This window comes from Pseudoalteromonas sp. 3J6 (genome assembly GCF_903995135.1).
Classification (GTDB): Bacteria; Pseudomonadota; Gammaproteobacteria; order Enterobacterales; family Alteromonadaceae; genus Pseudoalteromonas.
The window spans coordinates 2,862,406-2,883,621 of the sequence record NZ_LR877185.1; the positions used below are offsets into that span (position 1 = coordinate 2,862,406).

General features: G+C 39.5%; 12 protein-coding genes. All 12 read right to left on the bottom strand.

Annotation, left to right across the window (positions count from 1 at the left end; all coding sequences use genetic code 11):
• Positions 1-6 precede the first annotated feature (6 nt).
• Positions 7-1,920, bottom strand: a complete 1,914-nt coding sequence (gene uup, locus P3J6_RS12900) for an ATP-binding cassette ATPase Uup (protein ID WP_198523231.1) — start codon at positions 1,918-1,920, stop codon at positions 7-9.
• A gap of 15 nt (positions 1,921-1,935) precedes the next feature.
• Complete coding sequence (locus P3J6_RS12905; protein ID WP_008112065.1) at positions 1,936-2,175, bottom strand: glutaredoxin family protein; 240 nt, start codon at positions 2,173-2,175, stop codon at positions 1,936-1,938.
• Complete coding sequence (rlmKL, locus tag P3J6_RS12910) at positions 2,168-4,285, bottom strand: bifunctional 23S rRNA (guanine(2069)-N(7))-methyltransferase RlmK/23S rRNA (guanine(2445)-N(2))-methyltransferase RlmL (RefSeq protein WP_198523232.1); 2,118 nt, start codon at positions 4,283-4,285, stop codon at positions 2,168-2,170. Before rlmKL ends, P3J6_RS12905 begins: the two co-directional genes overlap by 8 nt.
• Positions 4,286-4,375: 90 nt before the next feature.
• Positions 4,376-4,906 carry a cell division protein ZapC gene (locus tag P3J6_RS12915; RefSeq protein WP_198523233.1) on the bottom strand — a complete coding sequence of 177 codons (531 nt, stop codon included), beginning with the start codon at positions 4,904-4,906 and terminating at the stop codon, positions 4,376-4,378.
• Positions 4,907-5,037: 131 nt separating this feature from the next.
• Positions 5,038-6,048: a quinone-dependent dihydroorotate dehydrogenase gene (pyrD, locus tag P3J6_RS12920; RefSeq protein ID WP_198523234.1), complete on the bottom strand. Its 1,011-nt coding sequence runs from the start codon at positions 6,046-6,048 to the stop codon at positions 5,038-5,040.
• A 105-nt stretch (positions 6,049-6,153) separates the two neighbouring features.
• Entirely contained in the window at positions 6,154-10,995 is a 4,842-nt protein-coding gene (locus P3J6_RS12925) for an NAD-glutamate dehydrogenase (protein WP_198523235.1), read from the bottom strand.
• Between the two features lie 210 nt (positions 10,996-11,205).
• The gene (locus P3J6_RS12930; protein ID WP_198523236.1) at positions 11,206-13,527 is read right to left on the bottom strand and encodes an efflux RND transporter permease subunit; all 2,322 of its coding nucleotides are present in this window, start codon (positions 13,525-13,527) and stop codon (positions 11,206-11,208) included.
• Positions 13,527-14,522 (bottom strand): WD40/YVTN/BNR-like repeat-containing protein, encoded by a 996-nt coding sequence (locus P3J6_RS12935; RefSeq protein WP_198523237.1) that lies wholly within the window; start codon positions 14,520-14,522, stop codon positions 13,527-13,529. Before P3J6_RS12935 ends, P3J6_RS12930 begins: the two co-directional genes overlap by 1 nt.
• Before the next feature lie 124 nt (positions 14,523-14,646).
• A complete protein-coding gene (locus tag P3J6_RS12940) occupies positions 14,647-16,011 on the bottom strand; it encodes a DUF1329 domain-containing protein (protein WP_010390152.1) in 1,365 nt (454 codons plus the stop codon).
• 13 nt (positions 16,012-16,024) lie between these two features.
• Complete coding sequence (locus P3J6_RS12945) at positions 16,025-18,121, bottom strand: DUF1302 domain-containing protein (protein WP_198523238.1); 2,097 nt, start codon at positions 18,119-18,121, stop codon at positions 16,025-16,027.
• 250 nt (positions 18,122-18,371) lie between these two features.
• Positions 18,372-18,593, bottom strand: coding sequence for a DUF2835 domain-containing protein (locus P3J6_RS12950; RefSeq protein WP_138606059.1), 222 nt, complete (start codon positions 18,591-18,593; stop codon positions 18,372-18,374).
• 3 nt (positions 18,594-18,596) lie between these two features.
• Entirely contained in the window at positions 18,597-21,191 is a 2,595-nt protein-coding gene (pepN, locus tag P3J6_RS12955) for an aminopeptidase N (RefSeq protein ID WP_198523239.1), read from the bottom strand.
• Positions 21,192-21,216 lie beyond the last annotated feature (25 nt).

Genomic DNA, 21,216 nt, shown 5'->3' on the forward strand with positions numbered 1-21,216 from the left:
TCCTTACTACTGATTCTTTAATTCTTCAAGTTCTTCCCAACGCTCAAAAGCGGCTTCAAGGTCAGACTCAAGTTGGGCTAAATGGTTCAATTCCTTGGCTGTTATATCACTGTCTTGCTTGAAAAAGTCTTCGTGACTTACTCGTTCTTGTTGTTTTTCAAGCTCAGCTTCAAGTTGCTCCATTTTATTAGGTAGTTGCTCTAGTTCAAGTTTTAATTTGTAAGAGAGTTTATTTGCTTTGTTATTGCTTTTAACTGGCGTTGGCTCAGTTTTTTCAACTTTTTTGACTGGCTGCTTTTGCAACTCTTTGTTCTGCTCCGCCAAATAGTTGGTATACGCTTCATAATCACTGTAGCCACCAACTATATCAGTAACTTTGCCGTTACCTTCAAATGCCCAAACACTCGAACAAGTATTATCAATAAACTCTCGGTCGTGGCTTACTATAAGCACAGTACCTTGATATTGGTTAATAATATCTTCAAGTAGCTCTAATGTTTCTATATCTAAGTCATTGGTAGGCTCATCGAGCACTAATATATTTGAAGGTTTCAAAAATAACTTGGCTAATAACAACCTGTTTTTCTCACCACCTGAAAGTGCTTTTACCGGTGTACGAGCACGTGCTGGCGGAAATAAAAAGTCTTGTAAATAGCCTAACACGTGACGTGAGCGTCCGCCCATCATCACTTCTTGCTTACCTTCAGCAACGTTATCTTGAACGGTCGCTTCTTCATCAAGCTTCTCACGGTACTGATCGAAATATGCAAACTCTAAGTTAACACCTTGCTTTATTTCACCACTGTCTGCTTTTAAATCACCAAACAATAATTTTAATAGCGTTGTTTTACCAATACCATTAGGCCCCACCAAACCAATACGATCGCCACGCATCACTAAGGTAGAGAAATCATCAGCTATCACTTTGTCTTTAAATGCATGATTTAAGTGTTTAGCTTCAAATACTAGTTTACCTGAACGATCCGCTGTTTCGATATTGAAATCAGTTTTACCTACTTGTTCTACACGTTGTTTACGTTCATTACGTAATTGTTTCAGCTCACGAACACGGCCTTCATTACGGGTTCGACGGGCTTTAACACCTTGGCGGATCCATGCTTCTTCTTCCGCTAAGCGTTTATCAAACAATGCATTTTGTGTTTCTTCTACTTTTAAATCATGCGCTTTTTGTTCTAAGTAAGTTGCATAATCACCAGGGTATGAAATCAGTTTACCGCGATCTAAATCTAAAATACGTGTAGCAACAGCTCGAATAAATGCACGGTCATGCGATATAAATACAATACCGCCTTTAAATTCTTTTAGGAATTGCTCTAACCACATTACACTTGTCATATCCAAGTGGTTAGTAGGCTCATCGAGCAGTAATAAATCAGGCTCACTCACTAAAGCACGCGCTAATGCAACTTTACGTAACCAACCACCAGAAAGCGACTCAAGTTTCGCATCAGGAGTTAGCTCTAATTGAGTAAGTACAAGTTGAATTCGGCTATCAAAACGCCAGCCATCTGCCGCCTCTAATTTATTAGATAAACGCTCTAATTTATTTAATAGTTGCTCAGTGCAATCTGTTTGCAATTGTGTGCTTACATGATGAAAGTCAATCAGTAAGTTAGCAATTTCGGGCATGCCTTGGGCAACATAATCAAATACAGTGCCACTTGCCCCTTTAGGTGGATCTTGCTCTAAACGCGATATTTTTAAACTACCAACTTGGTTTATTTCGCCATCATCAAGTATTACTTGACCGTCGAGTACTTTTAAAAGCGTTGATTTACCTGCACCATTGCGACCTACAATACACACACGTTCGCCACTTTCGATTACTGCATCTGCATTATCAAGTAATGGGTGTGTACCGTAAGCTAATTGTGCTTTCGAAATTCTAATTAAATCCATAGTTAATCTTTACTCTTATTCTGCTTGCGCTAAAAACTGCTGCGCCTGAGGTGCAGTAAAAGGCCAAAACAATTGTTGGCCTTGTTGATTTTTTAAAACCGGAATGCTTATTTGATACTCTAAAATTAATGCGTCATCGCTCATAATATCAATAAGTTGTAATTCATCGGTTGATGAAAGTAACGGTTTTAACAGCTGCTCTGCTTGCTCGCACAAGTGGCAGCCGTCGGTGTGATATAAAATCCACTTAGCCATGTTTAATTAACCAGCTATTATGAATTTTTTTATTGCGTTTAAAGTCAGGAGATAAGGTTTTTTCAGAAATATTTTCTGCTTTTAACCCTAACCCCATCAAGCCAACTTCATCCATTACAAAACCGCGTTTATTATTAGAGAATATTAGCGTACCCGATGGGCTCAATATTTTTTTAACCCAAGTTAACAGCTTAATGTGGTCGTTTTGCACATCAAACGCGTCTTTCATTCGTTTAGAATTTGAAAAAGTAGGCGGATCTAAAAAGATCAGGTCATACTGCCCTTGTGCATACTCTAGCCATTTTAAACAATCTGCTTGCTCAAAACGATAACGCGTATTGCTAATATCGTTAAGCGCAAAGTTATCTTGACCCCACTTTAAATAGGTTTTAGACAAATCAACGGTTGTAATCGCTTTTGCGCCACCAATGGCTGCATGTACTGAAGCGGTTCCTGTATATGCAAACAGGTTTAAAAAGCGCTTATCTTTAGCATTTTCTTGAATGTAACGACGCGCAAGGCGGTGATCTAAAAATAGCCCTGTATCTAAGTAATCAAATAAGTTAACTTTAAACTTAGCACCAAACTCTTCTACTACCATGGTTCTATTTTGCTTTGCCATGGGTGTATATTGCTCTTCACCTTTTTGTTTTTTACGTACTTTTACAGCAATATTTTCAGGTGCAATATCAAGTTGTTGTGCTGTTAAGCTAATAACATCTTGTAAACGCTTCTCTGAAGTTTTTTCATCAATCTCTTTCGGTGCAGCGTATTCAAAAATAACCGCCGAGTCACCATAAATATCAACCGCAACGTTGTATTCAGGAATATCTGCATCGTAAACACGATACGCATGGACTTGATTTTGCTTAAGCCAATTTTTTAAACCTTGCTTGTTCTTTTTCAGGCGATTAGCAAACGCCATCGAACCTTCAAAGTTTAAAGCGGGTTTGTCATCAGAGGTAAGGCTGACTTGCTTGTCATCAAGTTGATACAGGTTTAATTCAACATCAAGGGGGCCATTTTTAAATTTATAGCGTTTTTGCTTCACTAATTTAAGTAATTTAAACAGGCTTTCATCCATGCCCAGTAGAGCGAGTTTCCAATGATTAAAGTGCTTTTTAAAACCAACACCTAGACTACGATGCAGGTTTACAAGTTCAGCCATAGAACCAATACGCTCACCATAAGGCAAGTTAGAAATAACAACACCCGGCAATTTTGCAACGCTCGTCAGTTTTGTCGCATCGCTTTGCTTAAATTTAATCACCGTATCAAGCTCAGCACGCTGCGCATTAGCAATCGCTTTATCAAGTACTTGTGCATCGTAATCATGGCCAATTAACCATAATTTAGGGTCGGTGATATTCGCTAAAAGTTGCTCTTTAAGTTCTTTGAATTTTGCCACTCTAAAGCTGGGTAAACGCTCAAACGCAAATCCTTCACGGAATAATCCAGGCGCTTCATTACGTGCCATTCCAGCCGCTTCTATTAAAATAGTGCCGGCACCACAACATGGATCGAATAGTGGTTGATTGACATTTTCAAGCCAGCCACTACGTTTTATTATTGCCGCAGCTAAATGCTCTTTTATGGGTGCTTTGCCTTGACCTTGACGGTAACCACGCTCTGATAAACGCGGCCCTGAGTAATCAATATACAGTGAAACGCCATGACGATTTAAACGTGCAACTACTCGCACATTGGCATCTTGCTTATCTACATTTGGTCGCTGTTCAAATAAATCGTTAAAGTAATCAACAATCGCATCTTTAATTACTAAACCAGAAAACTGGGTATTTTTAAGTGAATCGTTTGTGCCATTAAAATCAACAGCAAAAGTTTGTGTTGGGCCAAACCATTCTTGCCAAGGTTGTAAGCGTGCAAATTTGTACAAGCTGTCTTTGTCATTTACGCCTTCTTTTTCTTCAATAAGCATAAGTACACGCGTAGCAAAGCGTGTAGTTAAACACACTTTTTGCGCTAGCAATGAGTCAGCCTCAAAGCGAACAGAACCCACAGTTTGCTTTGACACCGTAGCGCCAAGTTCTGTAAGTTCATCAACCAATAAATTTTCGATTCCGATAGAAGTAAGTGCGATAAATTGCAAAGTAAAAACCCTTAATAGCTAATTGCGCGGGATTATAACATAGGTTTGCGTACAAATACGCCTTAAACAAGCCTCAAAGACTAAATTAGGCTAAGCTGTTTGGCTATCGTACTGTGAGGTAATTAAGGGGTGAACTCGGTTGTTTAAAACGCGGATAACTTCAAACTGGGCAAGTGATAGATTGTCATCTAGTGCAAAGGTTTCGCTTAAATTAATGCACACAGAAGCATCTGGACAATGCTCTATAATTAAAAACTCGCCAGTTTGTGATTCTGAGCTTAAATTAATAACCGCTTCAGTACTAGGTGTACTACCAGTATACGGTTTAAAAAACCAACTTTTTGCCAACACTGGTTTTAATTGAAATTTAACTGCCGTTGCATTGAGCGCTATTTGGCATAACTGGGCAGGATTCCATAAATTGAACTGCGCAAGGTAATAATAAACTTGCTCATAAAAGGCTGCATCTTCAAGGCTGAAGTATGGGTTTTTAAAAGCACAATCGGTGAGCTGTCTAAGCTTATAAGGTGTACAAAGTTGCATATCGTCATTTAAATCAAGCAGTAAGCGGTTTTTTTCAGTACACGCTATCCACTGCCATTGCTTTGACGCTTGTAACATTTGCTCCTCCCTACTTAGTACTTTAAAAAATAAAATAAGACAATAAGCTTAGAGTATAGCTGCTTTTGACCATTTTTAAAACGTCTTTTTAGAACATTTATCGAACGATCAAAAGCTTACATAACTGATCCTTATAAGTCGTTAATGATCGACTTGACCAATTGTGGTCCTTTGTATATGAAACCGGTATAAACTTGAACTAAATCTGCACCCGCATCAAACTTTTCTTTTGCTGATTGAGCATCATCAATCCCCCCCACACCAATAATAGGTAACTGATTGTTTGTTAAACGCTTAAGTTCAGAAACAACATGGGTGGAACGCTCCCTAACTGGCGCTCCTGATAAACCGCCTGCCTCATCAGCATACTGCTGACCTTGCACTAAGCTACGCTCTAAGGTGGTATTTGTGGCTATAACACCATCAATTTTATTATTTAACAGTGACTCGCTCACTTGTTCAATTTGAATTGGATCTAAGTCTGGCGCAATTTTCACCAACATAGGCACATGCTTATTATGCTTGGCAATTAAATCAAGCTGTTCGTTTTTCAAGCTTTGTAATAAGTCATCTAATGCTGCGCCATATTGCAGGTCTCGTAAGCCTGGGGTATTGGGTGATGAAATGTTTACAGTGATGTATGATGCATGCTCAAACACTTTACGCATACAGTGAATGTAATCATCTTTGCCCTGCTCATTTGGTGTATCTTTATTTTTACCAATATTGATACCTAAAATACCATCGTATTTAGCTGTTTTAACATTGTTAACTAAATTATCAACACCTTTGTTATTAAAGCCCATACGATTAATAATCGCATTTGACTGCGGCAACCTGAATATCCGCGGCTTATCGTTCCCCACTTGAGGACGCGGTGTTACTGTACCCACTTCTACAAAGCCAAAACCCATTTGAGCGAATGCCTCAATACACTCGGCGTTTTTATCAAGACCAGCAGCCAATCCTACTGGGTTTTTAAACTCGAGGCCTAAAAAGTTCACTGGTTTATTTGCCACGCTTTGTGACCATGCAGCACTTAATGGCGTGTTAGCAAAGCGACGTAAGTTATTAAGAGCAAAATCATGGGCCCACTCCGCATCACGGGTAAACATAAAACGGCGAGCTAAATCGTAGAACATGAATATAATCCTCTTAAAATTGTAGACAAAAAAATACCTCAGACAAGGCTGAGGTATTATATAACAAAAACTGTTTAACGATTAGTTTTAATCAATAGCAGTTTGTTACTTTGCTGATGTATCACAGTTGTGACCAAGTAACATGAGCTCTCTTAATGCCACTGAGAACTTAGCAAAATCATGGCTCTGTGACGTTTTAAACTCTGTCAACATTTGCTTCCAACGTTGAAGTAACAGATCTTGACTGTCCATCCATTGCTCAATTTGGCCGTCTACATCGCTGTTTTCACCTTCAAAGCTGTTTAATACCACTTCTGACAAGGTGCGTTGCTGCCAATCTAACTCTTCACGATATGATGCACGCGCTAATGCCTGCCAATGGTTAGAAACCGGTTGATTAGTAATTTGATCTAAGAACCAATGTAGTCCCATTTGCGCACCTAATTTAAAGTAAGTGTGCGACACCATATCGATTTTACGATTCGAGTTTTGAGCAATTTGCGTTAAATCCATTACCGAGAACAAGCTTGACAACGACACAATGCGCTGTGCGATATCTGTAGGTACACCGCTTTGTGTTAGTTCTTCACGGGCACTTACAATACGATCGCTTTCTGTTTTAACGATGTATTTAGTTAAGTTTTCACTTAAATCGGCAAATGTTGGTGAGAAAATCTCAATCGCTTGCTCAATTGACTGTGTTTTGGTGCGATGACGAAGGAACCAACGTGTTGCACGACGAACAGTACGACGTAATTGGTATAACATTTCTGTTTGTACGCTCGATGGAATCTTATTATCTAAATCACTAATAGATAACCATGTTTCACGCATTTGGAAAATTTCACTCGCGATTGAGTAACACAATGCAATTTCAGCTTCGTTAGCACCGGTTTCTTCATTCATACGAACCATAAAGTTTAAACCCATATCATTAACAATATTATTTGCTAACTTAGTGGCAATAATCTCTTTGCGTAGTGGATGATTATTCATCGCATCATTAAACTTCTCACGTAATGGGCGCGGGAATGATTTAACTAATAACTGACGGTAATACGGATTCTCTGTAATCTCATCAGTTACCAAAGACTCTTTGAGCACCATTTTCGCGTAAGAAACTAGTACAGATAGCTCAGGACGAGTTAAATCTTTACCTGCAGCGGCGCGCTCTGCCAACTCTTCATCGGTAGGGATAAACTCAATTGCACGGTCTAACTTGCCGTCTTTTTCAAGTGCATGTATAAAGCGAATTTTTTCTTTAAGTGTTGAGGTTCCTTTAGATTGAGTAATCGATAAAGTGTGTGTTTGACGATAACAGTCTTTAAGTACTAATTCAGACACTTCATCGGTCATTGAGTAAAGTAACTCATCACGTTGCTTACGCGTTAAGTCGCCTTCAGCAACTAAACCATTGAGTAAAATTTTAATATTTACTTCGTTATCTGAACACGCAACCCCGCCCACGTTATCGATGAAGTCAGTATTTACACGACCGCCTTGAGCTGCAAATTCAATACGACCTAATTGGGTTGCACCTAAGTTACCGCCTTCGCCAAATATTTTAGCACCAAGATCTTTACCGTTAATACGCAACGCATCATTAGCACGGTCCCCTACATCGGCATCCGTTTCTTTCGAATGCTTGATGTAAGTCCCTATACCACCATTCCAAAGTAAATCATGATCCATCATTAATGATGCTTTGATCAATTCATTCGGTGTCATGCTGGCTTTTTTAGTGCCTAACATTTTCTTCATCTCAGGGGTCAGCGTAATCGACTTAGCAGCACGCGAGAAAATACCACCGCCGCTTGAAATTAGCTCTTTATTGTAATCTTCCCATGATGAACGTGGTAAATTAAATAAACGTTCGCGCTCTGGATAAGAAGCCGCTGCATCTGGATTTGGATCAACAAAAATATGTAGATGGTTAAACGCCACTTGCAAACGAATGTGCTTTGATAACAGCATACCGTTACCAAATACGTCACCGGCCATATCCCCGATAGCAACTGCTGTAAAATCTGTGGTTTGACAGTTAATATCCATTTCACGGAAATGACGTTTTACAGACTCCCAAGCGCCACGAGCTGTAATACCCATCTTCTTATGGTCATAACCTACAGAACCACCTGATGCAAACGCATCACCTAGCCAGAAGTTATATTCGTTTGCGATACCATTGGCAATATCAGAGAATGTTGCAGTGCCTTTATCCGCTGCTACTACTAGGTACGCATCGTCTTCATCATGGCGTGTAACATCAACAGCAGGTACAATTTCACCACGGTCAATATTATCTGTGATATCTAATAAACCACGAATGAAGATTTTATAACATTCTTGGCCTTCTTTAATAAACGCTTCACGTTCACTAGGTAGTTGTTTACATACAAATCCACCTTTTGAGCCTACCGGCACAATCACGGTATTTTTCACTTGTTGCGCTTTTACTAAGCCAAGTACTTCTGTACGGAAATCTTCACGACGATCTGACCAACGCAATCCACCACGGGCAACTTTACCAAAGCGTAAATGCACACCTTCAACACGTGGAGAATAAACAAATATCTCAAACGCTGGCACAGGTAGTGGGACTTCTGGAATTAAACTTGGCTGAATTTTAAGTGAGATGTAGGACTTAAATTTGCCTTCAGCATCTTTTTGGAAGTAGTTAGTACGTAATGTAGCAACAATCATATCAACGTATAAACGGATAATACGATCATCATCAAGGTTCGCTACGTTTTCTAACTCTGCATAAATTTCTAAGCCTAGTTTTTCAAGTGTTTTAGCACTTGCAGGGCTTTTTACAGAGAACTTTTTAGAGAATAAGTTAACAATTTTAGCGGCAATATGCGGGTAATTTGCAAAGGTGCTTTCAATATACGTTTGCGAGAAAGTAACCCCTATTTGGCGCATGTATTTTGCGTATGCACGTAAAATTGATGATTCACGACCCGTTAAACCACCCATTAACACTAGACGGTTAAAGCCATCGTTTTCTAAACGGTTTGCCCATACACTGGTTAATGCAGCGCGAAAACGTGCAGAGATCTTATCAAAATCAGCCATCCCTTTGCTGTCAATTAGCATAGAGAAATCCATGACCCAATTTACGCCACCATCACTAGTTTTAACCGAGTATGGCGTTTCACCTACAACACGTAGACCAAAGTTTTCAAGCATTGGCATAACGTCAGATAAATGAATTGGCTCATCTTTATGGAATAAGCTTAAACGCACAATATTACTGCTTGCTTCTTCTTGTGGGCGATAGAACAACATTTCTAACTTGTTATCATCGCTTAGCATTTCTAGCTTTTCAATATCGACCACTGCAGCGCTAGGTAATACTTCTTCTTTGTATGAGCGTGCAAAGGCATTGCAATATTTACGGTTTAATTCATTACCACGGGCCTCACCAGCAGATTCAAGTAAGGCTGATTGTAATTTATCTTCCCAAGTACGAGCGGCTTCTATTAGGTTGTTTTCTATGTCTTTCACGTTAAATTCAATATTGTTGTCGGTCACACGAACAGTGTAATGGGTACGCGCCAGTGTAGACTCAGAGAAATAGGTAGTAAATTCGACTTTAACGTCAGAATTAAATGCGTTGGCTAAAATAGCCTGCGTTTCGCGACGAAGCGCTGTGTTATAACGCTCTCGAGGTACATAAACCATGCATGATAAAAAACGACCATATGCATCTTTACGAACAAATAAACGACACATGTCGCGTTCTTGTATTTGCAATACGCCCATGGCAACTTCAAGTAACTCATTCTCTCGAGCTTGAACCAGTTCGTCACGTGGGTAAGTTTCTAATATATTTAATACGGCTTTGTATGCATGTGTCCCTTTAGCGAAGTCACACATATCCATAATACGATTAATTTTACTTTTAAGAACCGGTACATCAGCAGCGCTATTGTTGTAAAAGTTTGATGAAAACAAACCGATGAAACGATCTTCACCAATAACATTGCCTTTGTCATCAAAACGTTTTACACCCACATAATCTATGTAAGCTGGGCGATGAACGCGAGACAATGAATTAGTTTTAGTTAAAATTAATAGGTTACTACTGCGTGCTTCTTGGCGTGCCACTTCAGGTAACTCAGAAAGCAAACGTGTATGCTCAGCATCAGAGTTTTTCATTAACCCTAAGCTGGTATCCATTTTACCCTTTAATTGATAGTCGCCCTGAACTGGTGAAAGTTCATATTGGCGATAACCCATTAATGTGAAATTGTCTTTCACTAACCAATCTAAAAATTCAACGGTTTCATTTATTTCGTTATCACTTTTATCTTTATGGCTTTTAGGCAAGCTTTTGCTTACCGCGATTAATTTTTCGCGAATAGGCTGCCAATCTTCAACCGCAATCGATACATCAACGAGGACTGATTCAAGTTCTTTTTTGAAAGACTCAATAACAGTTGCATCTGTTTGACGGTCAATTTCTATGAAGAATACAGTTTTTGTTGATGTTGATTCTTGCTCTGCTTTTAAGCTTGATAACCCTGATATTTTATCGTTCTTATCACGTTGAATTTTCAGCGGGCTATGAAGAAGTAAATGAGAGGCAATGTTTTCTCGTGTCATGGCCATTCGTACAGAGTCCACTAAAAACGGCATGTCTTTAGCAATGATCTCTACAATGGTATGTGATGACTGCCAGCCATCTTTTGCCACTTCAGGGTTGAAAACGCGAATAACTGCGTCATCTGATGTATTTTTTTCTAGCGAATTCCAAAGGCTGAGTGCAGCACCATATAAGTCACTGTCGTTGCGATTTGCCAAATCCTCTTTAGACATATTGCTGTACAAGGCTTTGGCGAATTTCTCAACGAGTAACACATTATCAGCGCGAACTTTTTTCTGGATAAGCTTACAGACGTTATCTAAAATAACCGAGGCTTGGCCTTCATTTCGTGTCATTGTATGTTCCTTAATCTATCACTGCTAGTTTAGCAGAATATTTGTACAGCCATTTATTAGCGTGGAGTCAGTTAAATTCTAACCCTTTTAAAACTAATAAACAGCCTTTTCGATGAAAACATTTTAAGCATTTCAGCTATTTGGTCATCTATTCACAAAATATAGATATAAATGGCCATTACTGGCCATTTAGGAGCAAATTTATTCACCTTATTTTTTCTGGTCAGTCCAGAGCAAGCTGCCAATTGCAGGTAAAAGTAACACTGCACCCAACATATTTACTAAAAACATGAAGGTAAGCAGAATTCCCATATCAACTTGGAACTTCAAATCAGAAAAAATCCACGTACTAACACCAATTGCTAACGTAATACCGGTAAATAACACCGCACTCCCACGTTCAACTAATGCATTACGATAAGCAATACTCAGTGGCACGTTTTGTTTTAACTGCCCCATCATTGATGACAAAATATAAATACCGTAATCAACACCAATACCTACACCCAAAGCAATTACTGGTAAAGTTGAAACAGTTAGACCAATCTCAAGTTGTACCATAAGTGCTTGTGCAAGGGTTGATACTATGTACAAAGGTAATACCACTGCAATAGTTGCTTTTACGCTCTTAAAACTTAGTAAGCATAAAATAATCACCGCACCATAAACATAGAGCATCATAGGGATTTGTGCAGCTGAAACAGACTCGTTAGTTGCTGCCATTACACCTACAGGGCCTGATGCCAATTTGAAAGCAAGTTTATCTGTGCCCTCTTCTACAGCAAATTGTTTTACTTTTGCAATGACGTTATCAATAGTTTGTGCTTTGTGATCATCTAAAAATATAATCACGGGCATTACTGAACAATCACCGTTTAATAACCCTGTGCTGGTTTCAACGAGAGAGGTTGACTGCACTAAACTGGCAGAATTGCGCGGTAAACTTTGCCATTTTAAATTGCCCTCGTTATAACCGGCATTAACTGACTGTGCCACTGAACTTAGGCTGACCGCTGATTGTACACCGGCTAAATTTTCAACTTTATATTGAAAGCGTGATATACGCTCCATGACGTCATGCTCGGTACACGCTGCAGGGTAAGCCTCTACAATGACTTTAAGAATATCAGATGAAATTGTGTATTTGTCCGATATTAAGAAAGTATCTTGGTTGTAACGTGCATCTTGGTGCAAGGATGGTGCTCCTGCATGTAAATCACCAATACGCATTTTATCTGCTTGCCAATAGCCTAGTGCAAATAAAACCAAAGTGAAACCAATAATAATTTTTGCTGTCTTTGGATCGGTTGCTTTAACTAATAAATCGCGCATTGCATCAAGTATGTTCGGTTTATTAGCATCACCTGATTGAATATGGATGCTGTTTTCAAAGCGCATATACGATGCCCACACTGGCAACAAAATCAGATTAGTAAATATAATCACTGCCACACCTAAACTCGCTGTAATAGCAAGTTCACGAATAATACCGATATCAATGGTTAATAGGGTTAAAAAGCCGACGGTATCTGATAACAGCGCAATCCCGCCAGGCACAAGTAAAGCTCTAAAGCTTGATTGGCAACATATTGCTGTAGACTTACCTTCAGCAACCTTTTTACCAATGGCGTTAATCATCTGCACACCGTGGCTTACGCCAATAGCGAACACTAAAAATGGCACTAAGATAGACATAGGATCAAGACCAAAGCCTAAACTAGAAAGCAATCCTAACTGCCAAATTACCGCAATAATTGAACACACAATCGGTAAAATAGTGAGTTTTAAGCTGCCACAAAATAGCCATACCATGACAAAAGTAAACGCAATTGCAATAGCAAAAAATAATACAACCCCTTTTGCGCCCTCGGCTATATCGCCGGCCATTTTTGCAAAACCAATAATATGAATACTGATTTTTTCGGTACTTAGAGGCTCACGAATTTCGCTTTCTAATTTTTTTGCAAAAGCGAGAGTGTCTAATTTTTCTTGTGTTTGCGGATCAGTCTCTAACAGTTGGGCGGTGACCATGGCACACGAATAATCGCTTGCTATCATACGACCCACTACTTTGGCCTTTTCAATGTTCTCTTTAACAATTCCTAAGCCTTGCTTATCGGCTTTAAAGTTGGCTGGTATAATAGGCCCGCCAGCAAAGCCGTCTTCAACAACTTCAACAAAGCGCGCACTAGGTGAAAATATTGAATTTACTAAAGGACGATTTACTCCTGGAATAAAGTAAAGTTGGTCATGTACGGCTTTTAATTGAGTAAAAAATTCAGGATTAAAAATATCACCACTGTCATCACATACTGAAATTAAAATACTATTAGCGCCACCAAACTGTTTCTCATGTTTGGTGTACACCTTCATATAATCATGGTTAAGCGGAATATTTTTATTAAATGACGCGTCGAGCTGAATTTGCGTTGCTTTAAAAACCAATAAACAGGTGATCAACACAAAACTTATGAGCACCACTAAGCGGTGTCTAAAAATCGCTTTTTCTAAAAAATCTAAAATTGCTTGCATTAAGGGGTCAACTCCTTCACTTTAATGCCGTTTTCTGTTGTCATGATCAGTTTATCTTTAACAATCACGCCATCAAGAATCGCTTTACCATCAGCCAACTGCTCGTAAGACAACACATCATCTTTAAGCTGAAAAATAACACCGCTATTAGCCAATAATAGCCATTGTTTATTGTTATAATTAATGATGCTATTTACAGTAGTTGTTTTATCATTGTCTAAGTGCTGCCACTGCTGACTATCGGTTTTATTTATAAAAATATTACCACGTAACCCTGCAACAATTTGTTGCGATGAATCTGAAGCAAAACCAAAAAATGAACCAGGGTAAATCTCATCTAAACGTTGCCATGTTTGGCCATCGTCATCACTTTTTGCCATTAAGCCCATCTCACCGACCAGTATTAAACCCGAACTAGTCGGTTCAATGCGATTAAAGTGAGGTAATATAGACGAGGTTTCTATTTCGTAACCCTCAGGATCTGTTTGTTTTAAGTCATTTAAGTAATCTCTATCTTCACTAAATAACAGCGAATCTAAAAAGCGTTTTTGCCAATGTTTTCCGCCATCACTTGTTTGATAAAACATACCGTAAGCGCCAACAGCATAGCCATTTAAGTCATCTTTAAAATAAATATCTAGACAGGGTTTATCTAAGCTTGGTTTTGCTTGTTGTAACTGCCAATTTTCACCACCATCGGTGGTATTAATAATTGTGGCGTCATGTCCACATGCCCAGCCATTAGAATCATTAGTAAATTCAACCGCTGTTAATAATACTTGTGTAGGTACCGATTTCGCTTGTTGCCAATCGCTACCATCAATACTTTTAATGACCGTCCCATGTTTACCTACAGCAATAAGCCCAGCTGAAGTTTGGGTAATATCGGTAAGGAGTGTTTTATCTGCATTAATTGCGCTAATCGCACTTTGAGGTGCGTCTTGTGCAAAACTCGCACCGCTTAGGATCAGGCTGGCATAGACCAAATACTTCATAAATTTAATTCGCCTTGAACTGAGGATTTGTTTGTCTGTTATAAAGAGGAAAACCTGTGCGTTAATAGACAAACGCGATGTGAAAGAAAAAAGGCACCTAGGAAACTAGGTGCCTGCTTTTATACTATCTGCCAGCGCGACGTAAAGCGCTCGATGTAAACTCATTGTCATTAAATGACTGAGAAAAGTCATACATCTTTTCTTGGTTATCTAAACCAATGGCTAAATAGCGACGTGAATTAAGATCGTGGTATACCTCAAGCGTACTCCACTGTGTCGGTACTTCATAGTAGTTAAGACCATAAGCCATTGCTACACGATAAAGTTGGTCACGATTATCGTAAATATCGGTAACATGAACTTGCCAACTGTCTTCGTCAATGTAGAAAACACGTTTTTTGTAAATATGACGGGTGTCATCTTTTAAGTTTGCTTCAACAACCCACACACGGTGTTTTTCGTAACGTGTATGCTCAGGGTTTATATGACCGGGCTTTAAAATATCATCATAAGTTAGCTTGTCGCTGTGAAGCTTGTAGCTATTGTATGGAATGTAAAGCTCTTGCTTACCTTTTAGCGTCCAGTTATAACGATTTGGCGAGCCGTTGAACATATCAAAGTCATCAGTTGTACGTAAGCTATCTGCTGCTGTACCCGGTGCATCGTAAGCTACATTAGGTGCACGGCGAACACGGCGCTGACCTGAATTGTACGTCCACGCTTGGCGCGGCGTTAAAATTTGGTCCATAGTTTCATGCACCAATAACGCGGTCCCTGCTAAACGAGCTGGCTCTGTCACTTGCTGTTTAAACTTAAACAAAATATTAGAATCTTGTAGTTCAGCCGGAGTAGCACTTGGATCTGAATATTTAACTAATAACTGCTCATCAAAACCAACATAGTTATATGAACCCGATGCCGTCGGTGCTGCCTGACCACCAAAACGCTCAATAGACTGACCACGGTAACGAAGTAAATGGTTCCAAATTGCTTCTAAACCCGTTTTAGGGATTGGAAATGGAATACCAATAGCTGTACTTTTAATACCATTTCCGCCTTCAACTAATTCAGCAGACGTTGCAAACTTTTTGGTTGCATCGTACACAAATTGTGGAAAAGACGCAGAACGACGGGTTTCGTACACTGGCATTTTAAACGTATCTGGGTACGCTTCAAATAACGCGATTTGTCCTGGGCTTAAGTTTTCTTTGTATTTATCAATATTACTTTTATCAATAGTGAATAATACTTTATCGGTTGCATAAGGGTCCAAGTGGTGCATACCCGGTTCATAACCTGCTGGAGCAGCAGTAATACCGCCATTCCATGCTGGGATTGAGCCATCAGCATTCGCTGCTTTTTCCGCACCAATTGGACTTAAGTCTTTACCAAGGCGCGCAGCTTCTTCTGGGCTAATTTTAGCCAGCGCTGCGTGGCTTGCAAACAAACTACAAAACGCTGTAGCAATGAGGGTAGGTTTTTTAATCATAATAATGTTACCCCTAGATAGAATATTTTAAGTTAAAAGAAACGTAATCTCGGTCAGAGAAAGTGTTGGTGTCGCCACCACCCCAAAATGAGTTGTAACTTACATCCAAAGACCATGCATTTTGGTAATTAAAGCTCATGGTAGCACCTAGCGACTTACGATCTTCAATGAATAAGAACATTGGATCTGGCGTGTTACCATTTACATCATGAGAAAATACAAAACGTGGTGAGAAGTTAATACCATTGTAAAGGTTAAAGTAATCACCTTTAGCAATTAAGCGGTAGCCCCACGATGAAGCCGTAGCAAACGATTTTTGCTCAGGTCCATTAGATAATGCCATATGTAGTGAAGAGTAATCTGAACTACCAGGCCCCTGAATAACACCACTTCGGCCAGTACCAGAGACATTTAAACGGATCTCATCGTACTCGGGCATGTTATTAATACGAACACCACCAATTTCACCCACAACAGCCCAACTATCAGCGCCTAATGAAGGACCAAATAGATGTGTTGCCGTAAACTGTAATTGTGACGTATTGCGTTCGATATAACCTTTGGCTAACTCGCCTGGCCCAACAACACTTGCATCATCGCCTTTACTCATTTGTGAAATACCTGCAAACTCAGGGCGTAAACCAGCAATAGCTAACTGCTCAGGCATCGCAGCGTAAAGTAGCTCTACGTCATCGATTTGCAGCGGTTCGTCTTCACGAAAAGTAAACTCACCCGCAAAAGCAGTTTCACCAAGCGAGGTGTTAAAGCTTAAACCGTAAAGTTTAATATCTTCAGGGTATTCGTTAGTTGCTTTAGCAAATGCTTTTAAATCGGATACGTTATCAGAGGTAATTTCAGTACTTGCAATCATCGCTAAATCTTGTTGAATTGATGCTTGCGTAAAGTTTGATACGCGACCCGAAATAAGCGGACGACGATTATGGTAATTTACGTGATAAAGCGCTACTTCGGTATCATTCCACTCTGGTAAAAACATACCGAGTCGTAAGCCGTATTGGCCGCCATCATCTGGCTCTGTTTTGCCATCATAGCCTTTACCTTTGAGGGCAACCTTGGTCGGGTGTGTCAAGTACATATTAGCTAATAGCTGTTGACCTGCAGCACTTGATGGATCAATTCCCTGACTTGCAGCTACTTGAGAGTGAGTTGCTATCAAGTTATTTAAACTATTTGTTAAAAATGCTAAATCAATATCAGGATTTGAAGTAAAACCTAGCTGTACGTTTTGTTGATAACCGTTTTCTGCAGCAAAATCATTGGTAGAAAAATAAGTCCCTGCTGCCGGTAGACGAGTTTCATGCCACTGGTATTGGTAAAAACCTTCTAAGGTCATGTTTTCTGTAAGCCCTAACGATGCCCACAACATACCAACCGGAATAAACGCTTCTTTTAGCTCAGCACCTGGTGCTTTTAAACGGTCTATATCGACCGGATTAACGTTAATACCATGAGAAATTAACGTACTTTCACCCCAGTTTACTACTTGTTGACCCAAGCGAATTGAAAGCGGGTTATTACCATCGTTTAAATCAAAGTTCGCCCATACGTAGGCATCAAGTAAACGAAGGTCGGCACAACTTTGCTCTTTAGTATCATCGTCATCACAAGGGTCTACACCTTGCCCTGATGTTGGATTAACATAAGCACGATCGCCGTCCATTAATTCAAAATCGTAAAAATACATAAAACGAGTAAATAAGCCGTAGTTATCTTTACTTATTGATAAGTCATGCGTGCCTTTTAATAGCTTTGAGAAAGACTCACCGCTATCAAAATTTAAACCGCCCGCGTCACCGTTGTTTGAGTAGGACCCTGGTTGAGCCCAGACATCTTGGGATGAATAAATCGTATTGAGTGCTGGGTTGTAACCCGTCCAATCAAATGATGGATTATTACTCTTACCAATCATATCAAAATTTCGGTCTTCTACCCGAATACTCTGACCATATGAAAAGGTAGAATCGAAGGCGATATCAAAACCACCCACCTCAAATGTTGCAGCCTGTGTCTGTGCTGCAGTTAAACCCATAGCCGCAGCTGTTAAGCCAAGTGCTATTTTATTTTTAACAAAAAGCGATCTTCTTATCATTTTGGTTCCCCCCTGTCGCGGGTATTTTTGTGTGATCAAGTTATTGTTTTTAGTGTAATCGTAACGATAGAAGCGAATCAAACAAATTACAAATGGCCGCCTTCAATCAGTTATATTTTTTATTTGTTCAACGTTTACGTATTGGTAAGACGTCATACCAGATAATTTATACACGTAAATTAACAATAGAACAAACCGAAATTAACAAAAAAGCAATATTAATATGTATTTATAACACAAAAAATGACTGCTAAGCTACTCGTTCGAGACGGATGAACTTGTTTTCATTACTTAAAATGAGTCTAAATCGACCACGGATACCTAGGCTAGAAATAAAAGGTCGAAGGTGATGAGCGGAAAAACGAATTGTTTTACCGCTATCAGCTGTCACTTGGATAGAGCTATACCGTCCATGGTAATAATCCATGCACTTTGTATAGCTCAAATGCATACTAAAGTAATGTTCTATCATGATTTATTGTAAGGCTTTTTCAACCTTTTCAAATAAGTCGTCGCTTAACCCTTCTAAGTTAGCTAATCGCTCTAGTTGGGCCCTCATTGCAGTTGCACGGGTTTCATCATAACGACGCCACGACATAAACGGCGTTAACATACGAGATGCATTTTGCGGATTAATCGCATTAAGCTTAATCAATAAATCGCCAAGTAATGTATAGCCCGTGCCATCTAAACGATGAAACTGTGCGGTATTAAAATGAGAAAAGCTGCCCACTAATGCACGTACTCGGTTTGGATTCGAAAAATCAAAGCAAGGATGCGAGTACAAGGCTTTTATTTTCTCAATAGCATCATCAGCTGAGTTCATCGCTTGCAAAGCAAACCACTTATCCATTACTAATACATCATGGCGCCATTGAGCGTCAAAATGCTCGAGTAATTGATCCGACAATGGGTGAGCTGCTTTAACCACACTGCTTAACGCACCGAGTACATTGGTCATATTTGTTGAAGATGCAGCCTGCTCAATTAAACTTGCCGCCTCAACACTGTCGGTTTTTGCCAAATAGTGAAGGCACAGCTGTTTGAGCGCACGTATTGCTACCGCTTGGGCACTCACACTGCCATCATCGGTAATGGCTTGGTAACAGCTTAAAAATTCACTGTGCAATTGCGTGGCAATTTGCTGTTCAAATAACTCAATATTAGCCGTTATTTGATCTACCGGTATTATTTCAAATTCAGCAGCTAAGGTATCAAAACTTGGCAACTTCAACAGTTCAGCAACTAGCGCTAAATCGCCCTCACGCTGAGATAGCAATGCGCGAAGTGCATCAATCACATCTTCACTCAAAGGATTCTTACTTGCTGAAGTAACATTGGCTTTAAGTGCGTTAATAAATAACTGCTGTTGTGCATCCCAGCGTGAAAAGTCGCTACGCGCAAAACGCATAATATGTAATAAATCCGCTTCACTAATAGATTGATTTAAAATACATGGGGCTGAAAAGTCTTCGAGCAATACCGCGGTTGGGTTACTGTGAATATTATCAAAGTGAAATGTTTGCGAGCTATTTGTTACGTCCAGTACATGATCAAGCTGCTTGCCTTGATACTGTAATGTAATACTTTGCCCTTGAGAGTCTAAAAGCTCAATAGCAAAAGGAATATGTAACATTGCATTGTCAAGCTGATTCGCTGGCGTAAGCTGCTCTACGCTAAGCGAAAACGTTTGCGCAGCTTCATCATACTTTTTAGTTACGTTCAGGCGAGGCGTACCACAATGGTTATACCAACGCTTAAATTGTGATAAATCAATGGATGATGCATCACTCATTGCTGCAATAAAATCATCACAGGTCACCGCTTGCCCGTCATGGCGTTCAAAGTACAAAGCCATGCCTTTTTGAAAGTTTTGCTCACCTAAAAGGGTATGCATCATGCGAATTACTTCTGCCCCTTTGTCGTATACAGTCACAGTGTAAAAGTTATTCATTTCAATTACCTTTTCTGGACGTATCGGATGAGCCATAGGGCCTGCATCTTCACTAAACTGATGAGTACGCATCACTTTTACAGCATCAATTCTATTAAGCGCACGAGAGCCTAAATCACTACTAAATTCTTGGTCTCGAAATACCGTCAAGCCTTCTTTTAAAGACAATTGAAACCAGTCACGACAAGTTACACGATTTCCGGTCCAGTTATGAAAGTACTCGTGGCCAACAATAGACTCAATGGTGTGGTAATCTTTATCAGTTGCCGTTTCTTGATTTGCCAACACGCATTTACTGTTAAAAATATTTAACCCTTTATTTTCCATTGCTCCCATATTGAAAAAATCAACGGCAACAATCATATAAATATCAAGGTCGTACTCTAAATTAAAACGAGTTTCATCCCAAGCCATCGCTTTTTTTAGCGACGTCATGGCATGCTCTGTTTTTGGTAAATTTCCTTTATCAACAAATAACGCTAAGGTGACGTCTTTACCACTACGAGTTGTGTACTTGTCGTGTAAAACATCAAAGTCCCCTGCCACTAAAGCGAACAAGTAGCTTGGCTTTTTGAATGGGTCTTGCCATTTTACAAAATGACGTCCATCTTGCGTTTCACCGCTATCAACTTGATTACCATTTGAGAGTAAATGCGGGAATGTTGTATCTGCAATGATAGTAACATCAAAAGTTGAAAGGACATCAGGACGGTCCATATAATAGGTTATTTTTCTAAACCCTTGCGCTTCACATTGGGTACAGTAAGCCCCGCCAGATAAGTACAACCCCTCAAGTGAAGTATTGGTTTGTGGTGATGTTTGCGTCACTATACTTAGCTGACATTCATCAGGTAAGTTATTAATGATTAATTGCTGATTTATAATTTTATAATCTGTGAGCTCTTCACCCTCTACCGACAAAGAGATCAAAGTTAAGTCTATGCCATCTAATACCAGTGGCGCATTTGAATCGCCAACGCGCTTAAGCGTTAATAAAGCATTTACTTGAGTTTTTAATGGCTGTAAATCAAATGTCAGCTCAGTGTGTTCGATTGAAAAATGAGGGGCTTGGTAGTCTTTTAGGTATTCTGCTTGAGGTTTTTGTAGTTCAGTCATGTTCACTCCAAAAAAATAGCCCCTT